Below are 17,305 nucleotides of genomic sequence, written 5' to 3' on the forward strand. Positions count from 1 at the left end.
CACGGGAACGAACGAAAGACGACGAAAGACGCACCATGTTCTCCATCACGTTGAAACTCATGCGCAAAAGCGCGAAAATGCTCATCCCCGCGGGTATCGCCATCGTCATCGGCACCGCGTTCATCGCCTGCACCTTCCTGTTCGGCAACATCATGAACAGCACGCTGGCGGCGCAGCGCACCGCAAGCTACGGCCAGGCCAACTATGTGATCGCCCAGAACTGCAAGGGCAAGGATTGCACGGAAACCGACGACACCGGCCGGGCCAAAACCCTGCGCGAACTGAACGCCGAGGGAATCTCCAAAGTCAAGGGCGTCAAGGGCCTGCGCCCGGAAGCGTTCTCCTATATGACGGTCGCCAAGGGCGATGATTCCGTCAGCGTCATCGCGTTGACCACGTCGGGCGACTCCGCGCTGCTGCCGGTCAAGATCGCGGACGGCACGCAGCCCGGCGAGGGCGACGGCATCGCGTTGCCCCGAAGCACCGCCAAGCAGCTGGGCGTGAAGGTCGGCGACCATGTCACCATCACCGACAGGTACGACAGCACCGAACAGGCGCCGAGCGTCAACGATGCCGTCGTGACCGGCCTGACCGAGGACCCGAGCGGCGCCTACAACTCGTACGGTGGTGCCGCGGTCGTCTCCGACAACGTCATGGCGACCATGAACCGCGTCGCCTCCTTCGACGATCTCACGGTCTCCAACATCCTGCTCAACCTCGATTCCAAGCAGACCGCCAATGAGATCGGCGCGATGCTGCCCAACGGCTACGGTGTGGTCGACCGCCAGGAAATCAACCGACGCGCCGTGGAATCCATCGGCGGTTCCGGCGGCAACGTCGTCAGGAACTTCCTGCTCGCGTTCGGCATCCTCGCCATGCTCGTCGCCGGCCTCGTCATCGCCAACACCTTCCAGGTGCTGGTGGCGCAACGCCGCCGCACCCTGGCCCTGCTGCGCACCATCGGCGCGAAGAAAGGCCAGCTTTACGCCTCCGTACTGTTCGAGGCGAGCGTACTCGGTCTCATCTCCTCGCTCGTGGGCATCGCGTCCGGCATCGGCCTGATCGCGTTGCTGTGCCGGACCAAGGTCATGAGGCAGGGCGGCATGGAAACGCATGTGGTGCTCTCGTGGCAGGTGTTCGTGGTCCCGATCGCGTTCGGCATCATCATGACCATCCTCGCGTCCATGAGCTCCGCCCGATCCGCCACCTCGGTCACCCCGCTGGAGGCGCTGCGCCCCCTCGAACTGACCGATGCGGGCAAGCCCGGCGCCATGCGCGTGGTGCTCGGCGCGGCATCGATCGCGCTCGGCGCGGCGCTCATCGGCTTCTCCATGTGGCAGATGCACGTGTTCAGGGCGGACAGCAACCTCGGCATGATCGCGAACAACGGCTACGTGCTCGTACTGCTCATGGCGGTGCTCGGCTGCGCGCTGGTGTTCCTCGGCGTCGTGGTCACCGCGATCCTCTGGCTGCCCCGCCTCATGAAGGGCGTCGGCGCCCTGGTCTCCCTGGCCGGACCGTCCGCCAAGATCGCCGACGCGAACATCCAGAAGAACCCCCGCCGCATCGCCGCCACCGGTGCCGCGCTGCTCATCGGCGTGACACTCGTCGCCACGGTGTTCACCGGCGCCATGAGCATCAAGCAGACCGTCTCCTACAAGCTCGACTCCAACTTCAGCGTCGACATGTCCGCGTCGGGCAGCTCGATGACCAGCCGCATGGCCGACTCCGTGGCAAGGGTCAAGGGCGTCTCCCGCAGCCTCTACCTGCCGGGCGCGGTGGAGCAGATGACCGACGCGAACGGCAAGAGCGTGCGCGTGCTGCTGCTCGGCGTCAGGAACGTCGACGAGCTGCGCAAGGTGATGCGCGTCGACCTGGGCGGCGTGTCCATCGACGACGACACCGTGCTGCTGCCGAAGCTCGATAGCGGCAACGCGCTCAAGCTGCGCTCGGGCAAGGTCGACTTCACTTCGGCATGGGATGAGAGCGGCAGCGGATTCTCCCTCAACCCCACCCAGGTGGACTACCGCCAGATCTCCGACGAATACGCGGTCGGATTCGTCTCCCTCAGCCATTTCGACACCAAGCAGCTGAACGTCAACACCCACATGCTGCTGATGAAGCTGGACACGCAGAAGGCCGACAGCAAATCCATCTTCGAAAACGTGCAGAAGGCGCTGTCGAAAGCCTCCGGCGTGAGCCTGTCCGGCCCCATCGCCCAGCGTGAGACGTGGAATCAGATCATCGACGCCATGCTCATGCTCATGGTCGGTCTGCTCGCCGTCGCCATGGTCATCGCCCTGGTCGGCGTCGCCAACACGCTGTCCCTGTCGGTCATCGAACGCACCAAGGAATCCGCGACCTTGCGAGCCATCGGCATGACCCGCGGTCAGCTGCGCCGCTCCCTGGGCGTCGAGGCGCTGCTCATCTCGCTGGTCTCCGGCGTGAGCGGCGTGATCATGGGAACGCTGTTCGGCTGGTTCGGCGCGTACGTGGCCTTCGGCATCTACGCGGAGAGGATGATCTACCCCTTCGACTGGGCGGCCAGCGGCGTCCTGCTCGGCGTGGCGGCGATCGCGGCCCTGCTGGCCAGCGTGTTCCCCGCACGCCGCGCGGTGAACACGCCGCCGGTCGAGGCGCTCGCCGAAGCCTGACGGCTAAGCCGGCAGCCGCTGCTCGGTAGCTGCGATACGGTAGCTGCAATACGGTAGCGAAGGCGTGTTTCCGGAAGGCCCGCGTTCCCCGCGCAGATGCGGGGGAGCGCGGGCCTTCCCCGTTTGCGCGTATGTTCGACGGCTTTCGATTCCCGGGGTTTCGCGGGGCATACCCGTCATATCCTTGAGGTGCATTCGTGAAGCACCTTCGAGCGATAGGGGGTAACCATATGACTGTCAACAACAGCGTCTTCACCGACTTCGTGCGCGACGCGAAACCGCAGGCCGACCCGGGCAACATCATTCAAGGCGACCATTGGCGCATCACGCTGCTCACCGATTCGCTGGCCCGTTTCGAATGGTCCGAGACGGGGGCGTTCGAGGATCATGTCACGCAGACCGTGCTCAACCGCGATTTCGGCGCACAGGTGGAACGCACCGTGACGCACCGCGACGGGCGCGTCATCATCGACACCGAACATCTGCACATCGACTACGACGGCAAGGCGTTCAGCAAGGAAGGCTTGTGCGTGATCGTCAAGCACATCTCCAGCACCCAGTTCAACACCTGGCATTACGGCGATCCGGCGAACGGCAACCTCAAAGGCACCGCGCGCACGCTCGACGAGGCCGACGGCGACAGCAAATTCGGCAAGCCGCTCGACGTGGGCGACGGCGTGATCTCCCGCGACGGCTGGGCGGTGCTCGACGATTCCAAGTCGAACGTGATCGTGCTCACGAACAGCGTGAATGGCAAGGCGAACCCGTTCGGATCGTGGGTTTCGCCGCGCGACAAGGGCTGCGTCGACCTGTACTTCTTCGGCTACGCCCACCGGTATATCGAAGCCGTGCGCGACTTCTACCGGCTGACCGGCCCGCAGCCGCTGCTGCCGCGTTTCGCGCTCGGCAACTGGTGGAGCCGCTACTACCGGTACACGCAGCCCGAATACCTGGCGCTCATGGACCGTTTCAAGCGCGAAGGCATCCCGTTCACCACGTCAGTGATCGACATGGACTGGCATCTCGTCGACGACGTCGACCCGAAATACGGTTCCGGATGGACCGGCTACACGTGGAACCGCGAACTGTTCCCGGACCATGTCGCCTTCCTCGGCGAGCTGCACCGCCGCGGCCTGAAAACCACGCTCAACGTGCACCCGCGCGACGGCATCCGCGCGTTCGAAAACGCCTATCCAAAGGCCGCCAAGCGCATGGGCATCGACCCGGCCGGCGGCGAGGCCCTCGAATTCGACCTGACCAATCCCGACTACATGGCCGCCTATTTCGACATGCACCACGATATGGAGGACGAGGGCGTCGACTTCTGGTGGCTCGATTGGCAGCAGGGCGGCGTGACGCGCCAGCCCGGCCTCGACCCGCTGTGGATCCTTAACCACATGCACTATCTCGATTCCGGGCGTGACGGACGCTGGCCGCTCACGTTCTCGCGCTACGCCGGCCCCGGATCGCACCGTTACCCGGTCGGCTTCTCCGGCGACACCGTGATCACCTGGAAGTCGCTCGCCTACCAGCCGCAGTTCACCGCCACGGCCTCCAACATCGGCTACGGCTGGTGGAGCCACGACATCGGCGGCCACATGTTCGGCTACCGCGATGAGGAACTGGAGGCGCGCTGGTACCAGCTCGGCGCATTCAGCCCGATCAACCGCCTGCATTCCAGCAATTCGCCGTTCTCCGGCAAGGAACCGTGGAAGTATTCGGGCGACGTGAGAGCCGCGATGACCGCCGCGCTGCGCTTGCGCCACGCCATGCTGCCCTACCTGTACAGCATGAACTACCGCGCCGCGTTCGAAGGCCGACCGATCGTGGAACCGATGTACTGGCAGCATCCCGACGTGCGGGACGCCTACGACTTCCCGGACGAATTCCGTTTCGGCACCGAACTGCTGGTGGCGCCGATCGTTCGCCCCACCGACCATGCGTCCCGCCGCGCCCCCGCGGACATGTGGCTGCCGCAGGGGGAGTGGTTCGACTTCTTCGACGGGCGCCGGTACGTGGCCCGCGGCGAGGGCGGCCGTCGCATGACCGCATGGCGCTCGCTGGATCGCATGCCCGTGTTCGCCAAGGCCGGCGCGATCGTCCCGATGCAGGCTTTGGGGCAGGGCGACGATCTGAATTCGATCGAGAACCCGTCCGCCATGCGCGTGCTCGCGTTCCCCGGTGCCTCCGGTTCGTTCACGGTGCGCGAGGATGACGGCGTGTATGCGCACGCTTCGGCCGGGCGCACCGCCGACACCGTGCTGCGTTGGGATTGGGCGGAAGACGGTGCGGCGTTCCAGGTGGCTCCCGTAAGCGGCGAGGGTGCGGATGCCGCGCCGGCGTCGCGCGATTGGACGATCACGGTGCGTGGCGTCGCACGCCCGGAGGCGGGTGCCGACGTGCGTGTGCGCGTTAACGGGAATGCCGTGACGCTGGCCGACTCCGACGTTTCCTACGACGAAGGCACGATGAGCCTGACCGTCGCCGTGCGTGGGGTGCCGACCGTGAAGTCGCTGCGCGTGGAATTCGCGGGCGGCCTGACGATCGCCGATAACCCCGTGCAGGAGGATTGCTTCGATGTGCTGCTGCACGCGCAGATCGAATACCTCACCAAGGAGCTGGCGATGGATGCGATCCGCAACGACGGTGCGGGCGCCATCCACGCGTTCCACACGATGACCCGTGGCGAGCGGTTCCATGGCGACTTCCTCACCACCGAACTGCCTGATTCGGTGGCGGGGGCATTGGAGGAGGTGCTGCTCAGAAGCTGAGCGTGACCCGCTGCTGGCGTTGTACGAAGCCGGCGGTCTTCCGGGATTCGGAGGGCCGTCGGCTTCGTTGTTTGCCGGTGCGGTTGCCATGGTTCGTTCGGTTCCCCTTGGCTTTTCGTGTGGTTTCGTGTGGTCTTGCGCGGTTCCGTGTGGTTGTTCCCCGGGGCGCCTGCGTGGCCGATTTCACGCGGAGTTCACCGCCGCATGCCCAGAATTCACCCGCGGTTCCTCCGCGCGGCGACTGCCGTACGCTTGCGCGGCATAGCGTTGCCCCTGGAAACGAAAGATTCCACACCAAAGGCGCGGGAAGGTCCCGTGCGCAACAGGCGTGCCGCGGCGGCCTCGCAAGCCACAGGCGAACGGGCTGGCCGGGCACGCGGAAGAAAGAAGAACACATGAACAAGCACAAGGCGCTCAAGGGCGCTGTTGCAGCATTCGCATCCGTCGCCGCGCTCGGCGCGATGGCGGCCCCGGCCTACGCCGTCGACGCCACCTACAGCCCCAACGGCAAGTCCGTCTCCGAACTCGCCAAGCACGGCGGGGCGCAGCGCATCGCCTCGATCGGCAACGAAAAGGCCAAGAACGTCATCCTCTTCCTCGGCGACGGTATGGGCGATTCCGAAATCACCGTCGCACGCGACTACCTCAAGGGCGCCAACGGCCATTTCGAAGGCCTTGACGCGGTCGGCCAGCCCGGCGCACTCGGCGACGCCAAGGCGGGCACCGGCCAGTACACCACCTTCTCGCTGGGCAACGGCAGCAAGGACAGCGCAGTCGGCAAGGACGGCAACGGCAAGCTCGTCGCCAACCCGAATCCGGGCACGATCACCCCGGTCACCGATTCCTCCGCATCCGGCTCGTCCTGGGCCACCGGCACCAAGACCTACAACAACGCGGTCGACGTCGACGTCTACGGCAACCCGCAGCTCAACCTGTTCGAACTTGCCAAGGCGGCGGGCAAAGCCACCGGCAACGTGACCACCGCGGAAATCCAGGACGCCACCCCGGCCGTGCTCGAATCCCACTCCACCGAACGCGGCTGCTACGGTCCGCAAGGCAAAACCGACGGCACCTCCAACGACGCGCTGAAGCGCTGCCTGGCGAACCAGCTCAAGGAGAACGGCGGCATCGGCTCCATCTCCGAACAGCTGCTCGACACCCGCGCCGACGTGACCATCGGCGGCGGTTCCAAGTACTTCCGCCAGACCGTGCAAGGCGGCGAATACCAGGGCAAGACCGTCTGGCAGCAGGCTCAGGAAATGGGCTTCCAGACCGTCGAGAACGATCCGGCCGCATTCAGCAAACTCCAGTACAAGGAGAACCAGCCGGTGCTCGCCCTGATGGCCGACGGCAACCTGCCCACCAAGTTCAACGCCTCCAAGGCGACCGCCAAGGATCCGGCCAAGGACGCCAACCCGACCGTGTGCACCCCGAACGCCGACTGGCTCGGCAATCAGGGCGTGTCCCTCAAGGACATGACCAAGAAGGCGCTTGACCTGCTCAACGCCAACAAGACCGCGCAGGGCAACGGCTACTTCCTGCAGGTCGAAGGCGCGTCCATCGACAAGCAGGACCACGCCGGCAACGCCTGCGGCCAGATCGGCGAAACCGACGACTTCGACCAGGCCATCGCCTACGCGCTGAAGAACGTCGACCTGAACAACACGCTCGTGATCGTCACCGCCGACCACGCCCACACCTCCCAGATCCTCAACGCCCAGCCGGCCTACGCGCTTTCCACCGTGCTCAAGACCGCCGACGGCAACAACATGGTCGTCTCCTACGGCACCGCGCAGGACGACTCCCGTGACGAGGACGGCGGCTACAACGGCGGCGACATGGAGCATACCGGCACCCAGCTGCGCATCGCGGCATCCGGCCCGGGCGCACAGCGCGTCACCGGCCTGACCGATCAGACCGACAACTTCTACACCATCGCCGGAGCGCTCGGCCTCGCCTCGTCCACCGAAAGCCAGAACGCCCTGTCCGCCGACGCCGAAGTCAAGGTCAACGCGAACAACGGCGCCTACACCGCCGAAGCCACCGGCTTCAACGGCGACGCCGTGCTGTCCTACGAGCTCAAGGACAAGGCCACCGGCAAGACCCTGGCCGCATCCGACGCCAGCACCCCGGTCTCCGGCGTTCGAGTGAGGACCGCCCAGACCACCGGCATCGCGCTGGACGGCATCGAGGAAGGCGGCGAATACACGCTCACCGTGACCGGCCGCCAGTCCGGCAAGACCGTCAGCTTCGACTTCCAGGCCCCCGCGCAAGGCTCCTCGGACAACACGAAGGGCAACACCAAGCCCAACGGAACCATCGCATCCGGCAAGGCGCAGAACGCTGCCGAACAGGCGGGACTTAGCAAGACCGGCGCCGCGGTGCTCGCCATCGCGCTGGTTGTCGCGCTCATGGCCGCCGTCGCGATGCTGATCAAGACCGTCAGGCCCGCGAAGAACCAGTGAACACGGCACTGACGCGGACAACCTGACCTATCACAGGGGGAAAGCCGCCCGTCCTGCGCTCCACATAGGAACGCGGACAGGCGGCTTTCCCCTTTTTCATGCCGGCCCGAACGGATAAGAACGACGGGTGTGATCACGCGATCGCGACGGGCGATTCACACCAAGTGGTTCTCGTACGCGAACACCACGGCCTGAACCCGGTCACGCGCATTGATCTTCTGTAGAATATGCGCCACATGCGTCTTCACCGTCGGCAAACCGATGAACAGCTTGTCGGCGATCTCCTGATTCGACAACCCCTGCGCGATCTCGATCAGCACCTCGCGCTCGCGGTCGGTGAGCTCGTCGAGCTCCGGATCGGTATACACCGGCTGCGCGTTGGCGGCGGGCAGGCCGGCCGTCGTCATCTTCTCGATCAGACGCTTCGTGGCGGACGGGGCGATGATCGCATTGCCCTGGTACACCGTGCGGATCGAACTCAACAGCGTTTCCGGTTCCGTATCCTTCAACAGGAAGCCCGACGCGCCGGCGTTGATCGCGGCCATCACGTACTCGTCCAAGTCGAACGTGGTCAGGATGATCACATGCGTGCCGGAATCATCGCCGTTATCGGCGCCTGTGGCGCCGGAGGCCTGCCCGTGGCGCATCGCACTGATCAGGCGAGTGGCCTCGATGCCGTCCATACCGGGCATGCGCACATCCATCAGCACCACGTCGGGATGCAGTCTTTGCGCCATCTCCACCGCGGTGCCGCCGTCGCTGGCCTGACCTACGACCTCCATGTCGGGCTGGGAATTGATCACCATGGAGAAACCGGCACGAACCAGTTCCTGATCGTCGGTGATGATGACGCGGATCTTCGGTGTTTCACTCATGGAACCTACCTTAGCGAAGATGCGGGTCCGCCGCCCCGGGCACGTCACCCAAACGGTTGCCAGTGCGGCCATCCGTATGACCATCCGCGTTGGCAGCCAGATGGTTCGAACGCAGCTGCTCGTCCAACGACGCCGCGGGGCGCAACTGCATTTCCGGGGCATGATTCGCGTGCGCGTCATCGCTGAAGCCGGTCTCGCGCAGCACGGTCAGCAGCTGACGCATGTGGGCCAGCGCCTTGCGCCCCTGATCGCCGATCGCCTTGAACGCCTCCGCGATCTGCTGCGGCGTGGGCTGATCCTCGCCATCGCGCACGTCCAGCATCCGCAACCCCTTATCGGCCTGTTCGATCACGGTGTCCAACGTGGTGGACACCTCCGTCTGAATCGCGGCGGCGATACGCCCACGCTCCACATTCGCGGCCAGGATCTTCTGCTGTTCCTCTTCGGCCCGCAACGCCTCCTCACGCTGCTGGAGCACGAGCGCGTTCGCGCCGAGCGAACGCGTCCAACGCGCGAGCATGATGCACCCGGCGCCGGCGATGACGATCATCGCCCCCGGAATGATGCCGCTGACGAACGTGTCCCACTCCGCACGGGAGGAATCGAAGATGATCGCCAGCAACGGCGTACGGTACGCACGCTGGCCCATCGTCTTGACACCCGCAAGCCAGGCATCGACCACCAGCGCGACGCTCACCCACCTCCAAGCCCTGTCCCGGCCATACAGCACCGCGGAATACACCGAAACAAGCGAAAGCACGTTCACGATGGACAGCGAAGGAAGGAACAACAGCTGGAACAGCGACAGCACCGCCACCACCAGCGCGCTCGACTCGGGGAAACGACGGCGGAACGCGAGCGGAACCAGCAGCAGGGTGAAGAACGCATCGCAGAACGGGGAATACGTGACGCCGAGCCCGTCGAACGTGCGCGGGAAATACAGGATGAGCAGCAGCGCGACGATCATATCGACCAGCAGATAATGGCGTTCGGCCCAATGCGAAAGCTTCGAAATCCAACCGTCGTCGGCGCTTCTCGCAGGGAACAACGGCTTGGGCCTGACCAGATCCGCCAATTTGCGGATCTCCGCGACCAAAGGCGGGTTCGTATCCTCATGGTCGACGGGCCGCGAGCCGCCCTGCAACGGCAACGTCGCCTCCACCGAAAACCCGCCATTGGGCTGCGGGCCGGCCTCGACCTCGCCATCCACGGCGGCGATGCGCTCCTTCATACCGATCAGCCCATATCCGGGCGCATGACCGTCCTCACTGGCCTTGGCGCCCTGGCCGTCATCGGTGATGCTGATGAACAGCGCGTCATCGGACCAGATCTCATGGATGTCGACCTTCGCGCCAGGTCCGGCATACTTGCGCACATTCGACAGCGACTCCTGCACCAGACGGTACAACGCCTCGTTCGCCTTCGACGACAGACGTTCGGGATGCGCCTCGTTCGTGACCGGCACCTGCGCCTCACGGATCAGCACGCCGATATTCTCATACCCCGTCTCATGCGCGCCGCTGAAAATATCGAACAGGCGGGTCATATCATGCTTCGCGCGCGACGCCTCCTGACGGATCGTGGTCATCGTGCCGCGCGCGGTGACGATATCGTTCGCGCCAGCATACCGGCCGCCATCGGACTGAATGATGATCGTGGACAGCGTATGCGCCACCACATCATGCATGTCACGGGCGATACGCGCACGCTCGGCCGCGGCCGCCACACGCTGCTCCTCCTCGGTGCGCGCCGCGATCGACGCGTTGCGCTCGCGCATAGCCCGCACCGTGATCATCCTCGCCCGCTGCCAGATCGCGGCGACGACGGTGGTGGCGATGCATATGCCGATGAACAACAGGGACGTGCCGCCCAGATTAAGCATGTGCCGCATGACATCCGAATCGATGTCACGCCAACTATGCAGGCCCGCCACCACATCGCCGGAGGAGAACAGGGGATCGATATACGTCGTCCACGCGAGCGTCGTCGACAACAGCACCCCCAACACGATCGAAGTGACGACGAAACGCGTGCCATGATCCGACCTGCCATACACCAGCACGGAATACAGCATGACAGGCGCGATCATATCGTTGTACCACAGCGACGGGCCGAGCAGAATCTGGCAGACCGTCAACGCCACATACACCCATGCCGCGGTCTCCGGGCGCGTGCGGCGGAACACGATGGGAATCGCGGAAACGAGAATATAACAGTGGCTCACAACCTTCGGCACGGCGAACAGCAACGCCTGCCCGTTCGACGTGTCGGTGGACGCGCCGAGCATCAGCGCGAACAGCAGGAACGTGAGCGCCAAAATCAGATCGCCCAGCATGGTACGTCTCCTGCTGCGGGTCATCCAGGCCTTCGATTGCTCCATCATGCTCATGGGCTCAAGGATAACCGCCCGCATTCCTGACGGAATCGTCCGTTCGGAGGATATGTGCGATACAGTCGAAGCCATGACGATGCTTGCGAACTATTATGTGCCCGGTCTGGCAATCGAAGACCATTCCATCGACGTGCCCCTCGACTGGTCCGGCCATACGCCCGGCCAAGGATTCGACGGGGAAACAATCAAACTGTTCTACCGCGTGGTCAGCGCGCCGGAACACGTGCATGACGACCTGCCGCTGCTCGTCTTCCTGCAGGGAGGCCCCGGCGGCAGCGGACCGAGACTCAACGACCCGACCTCCGACGGCTGGATCGAAGAAGCCATCAAACACTTCCACGTGATCCTGCCCGACCAGCGCGGCACCGGACGCTCCTCGCGCGTCGACACCCACATCATGAAGAAAATGGACGGCAAGCAGGGCGCGGCATACCTCAAGCATTTCCTCGCCGACTCCATCGTGCGCGACTTCGAACACCTGCGCCGCACCGAATTCGGCGGCAGACGCTGGGTCACGCTCGGCCAAAGCTACGGCGGCTTCCTCACCCTGACCTACCTGTCCCTGTTCCCACAGGGGATCATCGCCAGCTTCACCACAGGCGGCGTCCCGCACGTCCCGGCCGACGCCGCCGACGTGTACCGCCACACCTTCCCACGCATGGCACGCAAAACAGCGCAATTCTACGAACGCTACCCGCAGGACGTCGAACGCGTCGCCGCGCTCGCCGACAAGCTCGCCGAGGAAACGCCCATCATGCCCAACGGCGACCCACTCACCGTCGAACGGCTCCAGACGCTCGGATCCGACTTCGGCATGAAACCCAGCTTCGAACGCGTGCACTGGATCCTCGACGACGCATTCCTCGACGGCGACGGCTCCGCCAGCGCCGACGCCGAACTGTCCGACGAATTCCTCGCCAAGGTGATGAACGCCACCGCGTCGCGCCCGCTGTACTGGCCGCTGCAGGAATTCATCTACGCCGACGGCGAACTGGACGAACCCATCCGCTGGGCCGCGCAGCGCGTGCGCGACGAGCACCCGGAATTCGGCGCGGGGGAGAGGCCGCTCAACTTCACCGGCGAGGCGATGTTCCCCTGGATGTTCGAGCAGGAAACCGCATTGCGCCCCTTCAAACCCGCCATGGACGTTCTCATGGAGGACACGCATTTCGGCACCATCTACGACGCCGACCAGCTGGCCCGCAACGAAGTGCCGCTGCAGGCGGCCGTGTACTTCGACGACATGTACGTCGACTCCGGGCTGCAGCTCGACACGCTTTCGCGCGTCGGCAACTCCCACTACTGGACCACCAACGAGTTCGAACACGACGGCCTGCACGGCACCACCGTGTTCAAGCACATCTACACCGAGGCGTTGAACCGCGGCGATCTGAAGGAACTGTTCTGAACCGTTCCGGGTTCAGACCGTTCTGGACCGTTCAGCCCACCCACGAACTGTCGCCCTCCACAACGGAAGGCAGGGAAGGAAACCCCCATGAGCAACCCCATCATCGGATTCATCGGATACGGCAACATGGCACAGGCCATCGCGCAAGGCATGATCGGCGCCGGCGTGCTTGACGGCGACCACATCGTCGCCTGCGCGGCACACTACGACAAGCTCGAACGCAACGCCGCCAAACTCGGCGTACGCGCCGTGCGCACCGCGGCCGAAGTGGCCGACGCCGCGGACGTGGTCGTCATCGCCATCAAGCCCTACCAGATCGAAGACGTGATCGGACCCATCGTCGCCACGCTCGCCGAAGACGACAAGTTCGTCGTCTCGATCGCCGCGGGATGGGACCTGACCAAATACCGTTACCTGTTCGGCGAACGCTTCGACGCCGTGCACATCCAGTGCACCATCCCGAACACGCCGATGGCCGTGGGCAAGGGCGTGCTCGTCACCGAAACCGACAACACGCTGACCGAAAGCCAGAACGAAACCTTCGAAAAGCTGTTCGGGCCGATCAGCCTCATCGAACGCGTGGACTCCGCCCACATGGGCATCGCCATGTGCGTGGCCGGGTGCGCGCCCGCCTTCACCGACATGTACCTTGAGGCGCTCGCCGACGCGGGTGTGAAGTACGGTCTGCAGCGTGCGACGGCCTACCGTCTGGCGGCGAAGATGGTGGAGGGCGTGGGAGCCTTGTATTTGGCGACGGAAACGCATCCGGGCGCGATGAAGGACGCGGTGTGCTCGCCCGGCGGCACCACGATTAAGGGTGTCGCCTCGTTGGAGGAGAGCGCGTTCCGCGGAGCGATCATCAAGGCGGTGGATGCCATCGAGCAGTGAGCCGGGCGGTTGCGCTTGGTCGGCGAGACGGTTGGCCTGTGAGTGGGCTTGCCCGGGTGCTTTGGCGTTCCATGATGGGGCTCAGGGCGCCGAACATGGCTGATTGATGCCGGGTACCGGCCCGTGGGGCCGGTACCCGGCTTATTTATGGCAGATTTCGGCCTGTTGAAAAAACCAGGTGGCTTATATATGGCACTGTTGGCGGGATATCGCGAGTATGGATGTTGGAATTCCGCGGCTGATACTCGGGATAACGACGTTTTGGTGCCATATATAAGCCACCTAGTATTTGCCGGGTGCCCGAATCTGCCACGGTTCGTCCCGCGACCGGCCGCGACGCGCGGGGTTCATAGGCTGGTGGTTGTAAGGTAAGGAATCATGTCTCTTACTATCGGAATTGTCGGACTGCCGAACGTTGGCAAGTCCACCATGTTCAATGCACTGACCCGCAACAACGTGCTTGCGGAAAACTACCCGTTCGCGACGATCGAGCCGAACACCGGCGTCGTGCCGCTGCCGGACAACCGCCTTCCCGTGCTGGCCAAGCTCGTGCACACCGAGAAGATCGTGCCTGCCACCGTGACGTTCGTCGACATCGCAGGCATCGTCAAGGGCGCTTCGGAAGGCGAAGGCCTGGGCAACAAGTTCCTCGCCAACATCCGCGAAGCCGACGCGATCTGCGAAGTCGTGCGCGCCTTTGAAGACGACGACATCGTGCACGTCAACGGCAAGGTCGACCCGGCCGACGACATCGACACCATCAACACGGAGCTCATCCTCGCCGATCTGCAGACCATCGAGAACGCGCTGCCGAAGCTGGAGAAGGATCTGCGCGGCAAGAAGATCGAACCGGCGTACATGGATGCCGTCAAGCAGGCCAAGGAGATTCTCGAAGGCGGCGAAACACTCGATAAGGCCGCGCGCGAAGGCCGTTTCGACAAGGATTCCGTGTACGACTTGCACCTGATGAGCGCCAAGCCGTTCATCTACGTGTTCAACGTGGACGACTCCGAATTGCAGAACGATGAGCTCAAGACGCGCCTGGCCGCATCCGTGGCCCCGGCCCCGGCCATCTTCCTGAACGCGCAGTTCGAAGCCGATCTGACCGAACTGGATGAGGACGATGCCCGCGAAATGCTCGCCGACGCCGGACTGGAGGAATCCGGCCTCGACCAGCTGGCACGCGTCGGCTACGACACCCTGGGGCTGTCCACCTTCCTCACCGCAGGCGAGAAGGAAGTGCGCGCATGGCAGATCCACAAGGGATACACCGCCCCGCAGGCCGCCGGCGTGATCCACACCGACTTCGAAAAAGGCTTCATCAAGGCCGACATCGTGTCCTATGACGATTTCGTGGCGGCTGAAGGCTCCATGGCAGCCATCAAGGAGGAGGGCAAGCTCCGCCAGGAAGGCCGCGACTATGTGATGCAGGACGGCGACATCGTGGAGTTCAAATTTAACGTGTCCAAGTGACGTGTTGAGTTGTTGAAAACGGCGTGTTTCCAACGGTTTCCGATTCCGGGAACGGTGGGAACGCGCCTTTTTCGAACTCGCGGAACATGGCCGTTTTCGCCACGTCTCGGGCGGCTGTTGCCATCGCTTGAGTGCTTTTAGAGTGCTCTTGCGGGGGCTGCTGGAACGGCATGCGAAGGCACTCCCTCAACGAAAGGGAGAAACCATGGCCACGAGAAAAAGAACACCCGGATCAGGCAGCGTGTTCAAGGACGGGAAAGGCGTCTGGCGTTTCCGCAAAGACCTGGGGAAGGACCCGGCCACCGGCAAACGACGCATCCTCGAAGCGAGGGGGCGCACGAAGGCCGATGCCAGGGCGCGCTTCAATGCGAAGCTCGAGGAGCTGGAGCGCACGGGCCTGCTGCCCGGCGGGAAGAGCCCGTACCTGGCCGACTACGTGGAGCGCTGGCTGGCCGACTACCGCACGCGCGTCAAGCCGACCACCTACCGCACCCGCGCCGGAAGGCTCAAGGCGTGCTGCGACGTGATCGGCCGCGTGCGCCTGAAGGACCTCACGCCCGAGCACATCCGCCGCTGCATGCGCGTGCTGGGGGAGCGGCTCGCGCCCAGCACCCTCAAGGACCACTACGTGAGCCTCAAGATGGTGCTCGACCAGGCCGAGCTCGAGGAGCTCATCCCCATCGACCCATGCAGGCGCGTCAAGCCGCCGAGGGTCGAGCGGCGCGTGGTGGACGTGCTCGGCCCCGACCAGCCCAGGCGCATGATCGAGGCCGCGGCCTCCATGCCGCAGGCCAGACGCGGGCCGCGGCGCACGGAGGAGGACCTCGAGATGTGGGCCCTCCTGTTCGAGCTCGCGTTCGAGACCGGCATGAGGGAGGGCGAGCGGTACGCGCTCATGCCGTACGAGCTGGAGCTGCGCGACGGCCAGCCCGGCATCCACGTCCGGCAGCAGATCCAGCGCTACGGACGGCCGGGCGAGGTCGAGATCCCCAACTGGCTGGAAGCGACCCACCTCACCGGCTCGCTGTGGCTCACCACCCCGAAGACGCCCGCCGCCGAACGGTTCGTGCCCGTCAGCGGCGGCCTGTGGGAGCGCCTGTGGAAGTGGATCGGGGACAACGGCATCGGGAGCCGGGAGCTTGTGTTCACGTCCGCGCGGGGCAACCCCGTCTGCTCGAGCACCGAACGCTACCAATGGTGCAAGGCCCTGAAGGCGGCCGGGCTCCCGCAGGTCAGGATCCACTCGGCCAGGCACTGGATGGCCACGATGGCCGCACGGGCGAACATGCCGGACGACGCGCGCATAGCCGTCATGGGCCACACCAGCATGCAGATGACCATGCGCTACACGCACCGCGACGCCGCATCCCTCGGCCGCCTCATGGCGCAGGCCATCCCCGACCTGGGCGGCGAGACCGTGGAGGCCGAGGTCATCGACGAATAAGGCAAGGCCCGGCCGCCTGCATGCCGCGGTCGGCCGAGCCCCCCCATTTCTCCCCGAAACTCCCGAAGGATAGAATACGAGTATGAGCCTGCTGAAGAGAAAAACGCGCGAATCGGAAACGCAGTCCACGACCATGGAGGTCTACTTCTCGGGACCGTCCGTCGACGAGCACTCCATGAGCGTCCGAGACCTCGCCCCGGCGCTCATCGGACTGGCCGACGCCATAGACAGATACAAGGAGCTCTCCTGCCCGTTCGCCGACCTCGACGTGCGCATCACGGCCACCAAGGCCGGCTCCTTCGACGTGATCCTGCAGATACTCGGAACCGCAATCAGCCTCGGCCAGGGCGGCGAGACCATCGACGTGGTGAACCTCGCCTCCGGCATCATAGACGTGCTCAAGATACTCCTCACCAGACACGAGCAGACCGGAACCGTCAAACCCGGCGAACACGAGGTCGTGGAACAGCACGAGACGCAGATCGACCTGCAGATAGGAAAGGCGAAGCTCAGCGCGAGCCTCAGAAGCTACCGCGCCGCATGCGACGGCAAGATCATCAACGACCTGGGCGCCGCCACGAAACCCGCATCCGAGGACGGATACGACCCAGTGCGCTTCATCCACAAGGACAGCGGGAACGATGCGACAGTACCGGGAGACGCGTCCGAATCGATGACCGACCTGACACTCTCCGATCAGCCGATCGAACCATCCGCCGAAACCACCACGCTGCAGATCGACACCATCCAATTCCAGTCACGCAAATGGAAATTCTCTAAGGGCGACGAGAAATTCTGGTGCGAGATCGGATAACGTCCGAAATCTTGCGCACTTTCGGATTCCGGCCCTGACGCAGGAGGGCATGGCCCGCGTCCTGTGTACGATTTTCATTCGCCAAAACAAAAAACCGCGATTGGAAGCCAGGAGACGGAAC

The 17,305-nt window shown here is 64.4% G+C and carries 10 protein-coding genes; 8 read left to right on the forward strand and 2 right to left on the reverse strand.

Annotated features, from left to right (window positions below; genetic code table 11):
* The first annotated feature begins 35 nt into the window (after positions 1-35).
* The 3 genes from KIH75_RS08305 to phoA all read left to right on the forward strand — a co-directional run bounded on the left by KIH75_RS08305 (position 36) and on the right by phoA (position 7,890).
* Positions 36-2,654, forward strand: coding sequence for an ABC transporter permease (locus KIH75_RS08305; protein ID WP_219056277.1), 2,619 nt, complete (start codon positions 36-38; stop codon positions 2,652-2,654).
* A 230-nt stretch (positions 2,655-2,884) separates the two neighbouring features.
* Positions 2,885-5,425, forward strand: coding sequence for a glycoside hydrolase family 31 protein (locus tag KIH75_RS08310; RefSeq protein ID WP_219056278.1), 2,541 nt, complete (start codon positions 2,885-2,887; stop codon positions 5,423-5,425).
* Between the two features lie 395 nt (positions 5,426-5,820).
* Complete coding sequence (gene phoA, locus KIH75_RS08315; protein WP_219056279.1) at positions 5,821-7,890, forward strand: alkaline phosphatase; 2,070 nt, start codon at positions 5,821-5,823, stop codon at positions 7,888-7,890.
* A gap of 155 nt (positions 7,891-8,045) precedes the next feature.
* Here the strand turns inward: phoA and KIH75_RS08320 are convergent, their stop codons facing one another.
* Entirely contained in the window at positions 8,046-8,765 is a 720-nt protein-coding gene (locus tag KIH75_RS08320) for a response regulator (protein ID WP_219056280.1), read from the reverse strand.
* A 10-nt stretch (positions 8,766-8,775) separates the two neighbouring features.
* Positions 8,776-11,154, reverse strand: a complete 2,379-nt coding sequence (locus KIH75_RS08325) for a sensor histidine kinase (RefSeq protein WP_236028165.1) — start codon at positions 11,152-11,154, stop codon at positions 8,776-8,778.
* 73 nt (positions 11,155-11,227) lie between these two features.
* On the opposite strand from KIH75_RS08325, the gene KIH75_RS08330 reads away from it, so the two are divergent.
* From KIH75_RS08330 to KIH75_RS08350, 5 genes are all read left to right on the forward strand, one after another.
* Positions 11,228-12,565 carry an alpha/beta fold hydrolase gene (locus KIH75_RS08330; RefSeq protein ID WP_219056286.1) on the forward strand — a complete coding sequence of 446 codons (1,338 nt, stop codon included), beginning with the start codon at positions 11,228-11,230 and terminating at the stop codon, positions 12,563-12,565.
* A gap of 87 nt (positions 12,566-12,652) precedes the next feature.
* Positions 12,653-13,453 (forward strand): pyrroline-5-carboxylate reductase, encoded by an 801-nt coding sequence (gene proC / locus KIH75_RS08335; RefSeq protein WP_219056281.1) that lies wholly within the window; start codon positions 12,653-12,655, stop codon positions 13,451-13,453.
* Positions 13,454-13,831: 378 nt separating this feature from the next.
* Positions 13,832-14,926, forward strand: coding sequence for a redox-regulated ATPase YchF (gene ychF, locus KIH75_RS08340; protein WP_219056282.1), 1,095 nt, complete (start codon positions 13,832-13,834; stop codon positions 14,924-14,926).
* Between the two features lie 205 nt (positions 14,927-15,131).
* Positions 15,132-16,370, forward strand: coding sequence for a tyrosine-type recombinase/integrase (locus KIH75_RS08345; RefSeq protein ID WP_219056283.1), 1,239 nt, complete (start codon positions 15,132-15,134; stop codon positions 16,368-16,370).
* Positions 16,371-16,452: 82 nt separating this feature from the next.
* The gene (locus tag KIH75_RS08350) at positions 16,453-17,184 is read left to right on the forward strand and encodes an LAPAL motif-containing putative phage structural protein (RefSeq protein WP_236028166.1); all 732 of its coding nucleotides are present in this window, start codon (positions 16,453-16,455) and stop codon (positions 17,182-17,184) included.
* Positions 17,185-17,305: the final 121 nt, after the last annotated feature.

The sequence above is a fragment of the Bifidobacterium pongonis genome (genome assembly GCF_019331805.1).
GTDB lineage: Bacteria > Actinomycetota > Actinomycetes > Actinomycetales > Bifidobacteriaceae > Bifidobacterium > Bifidobacterium pongonis.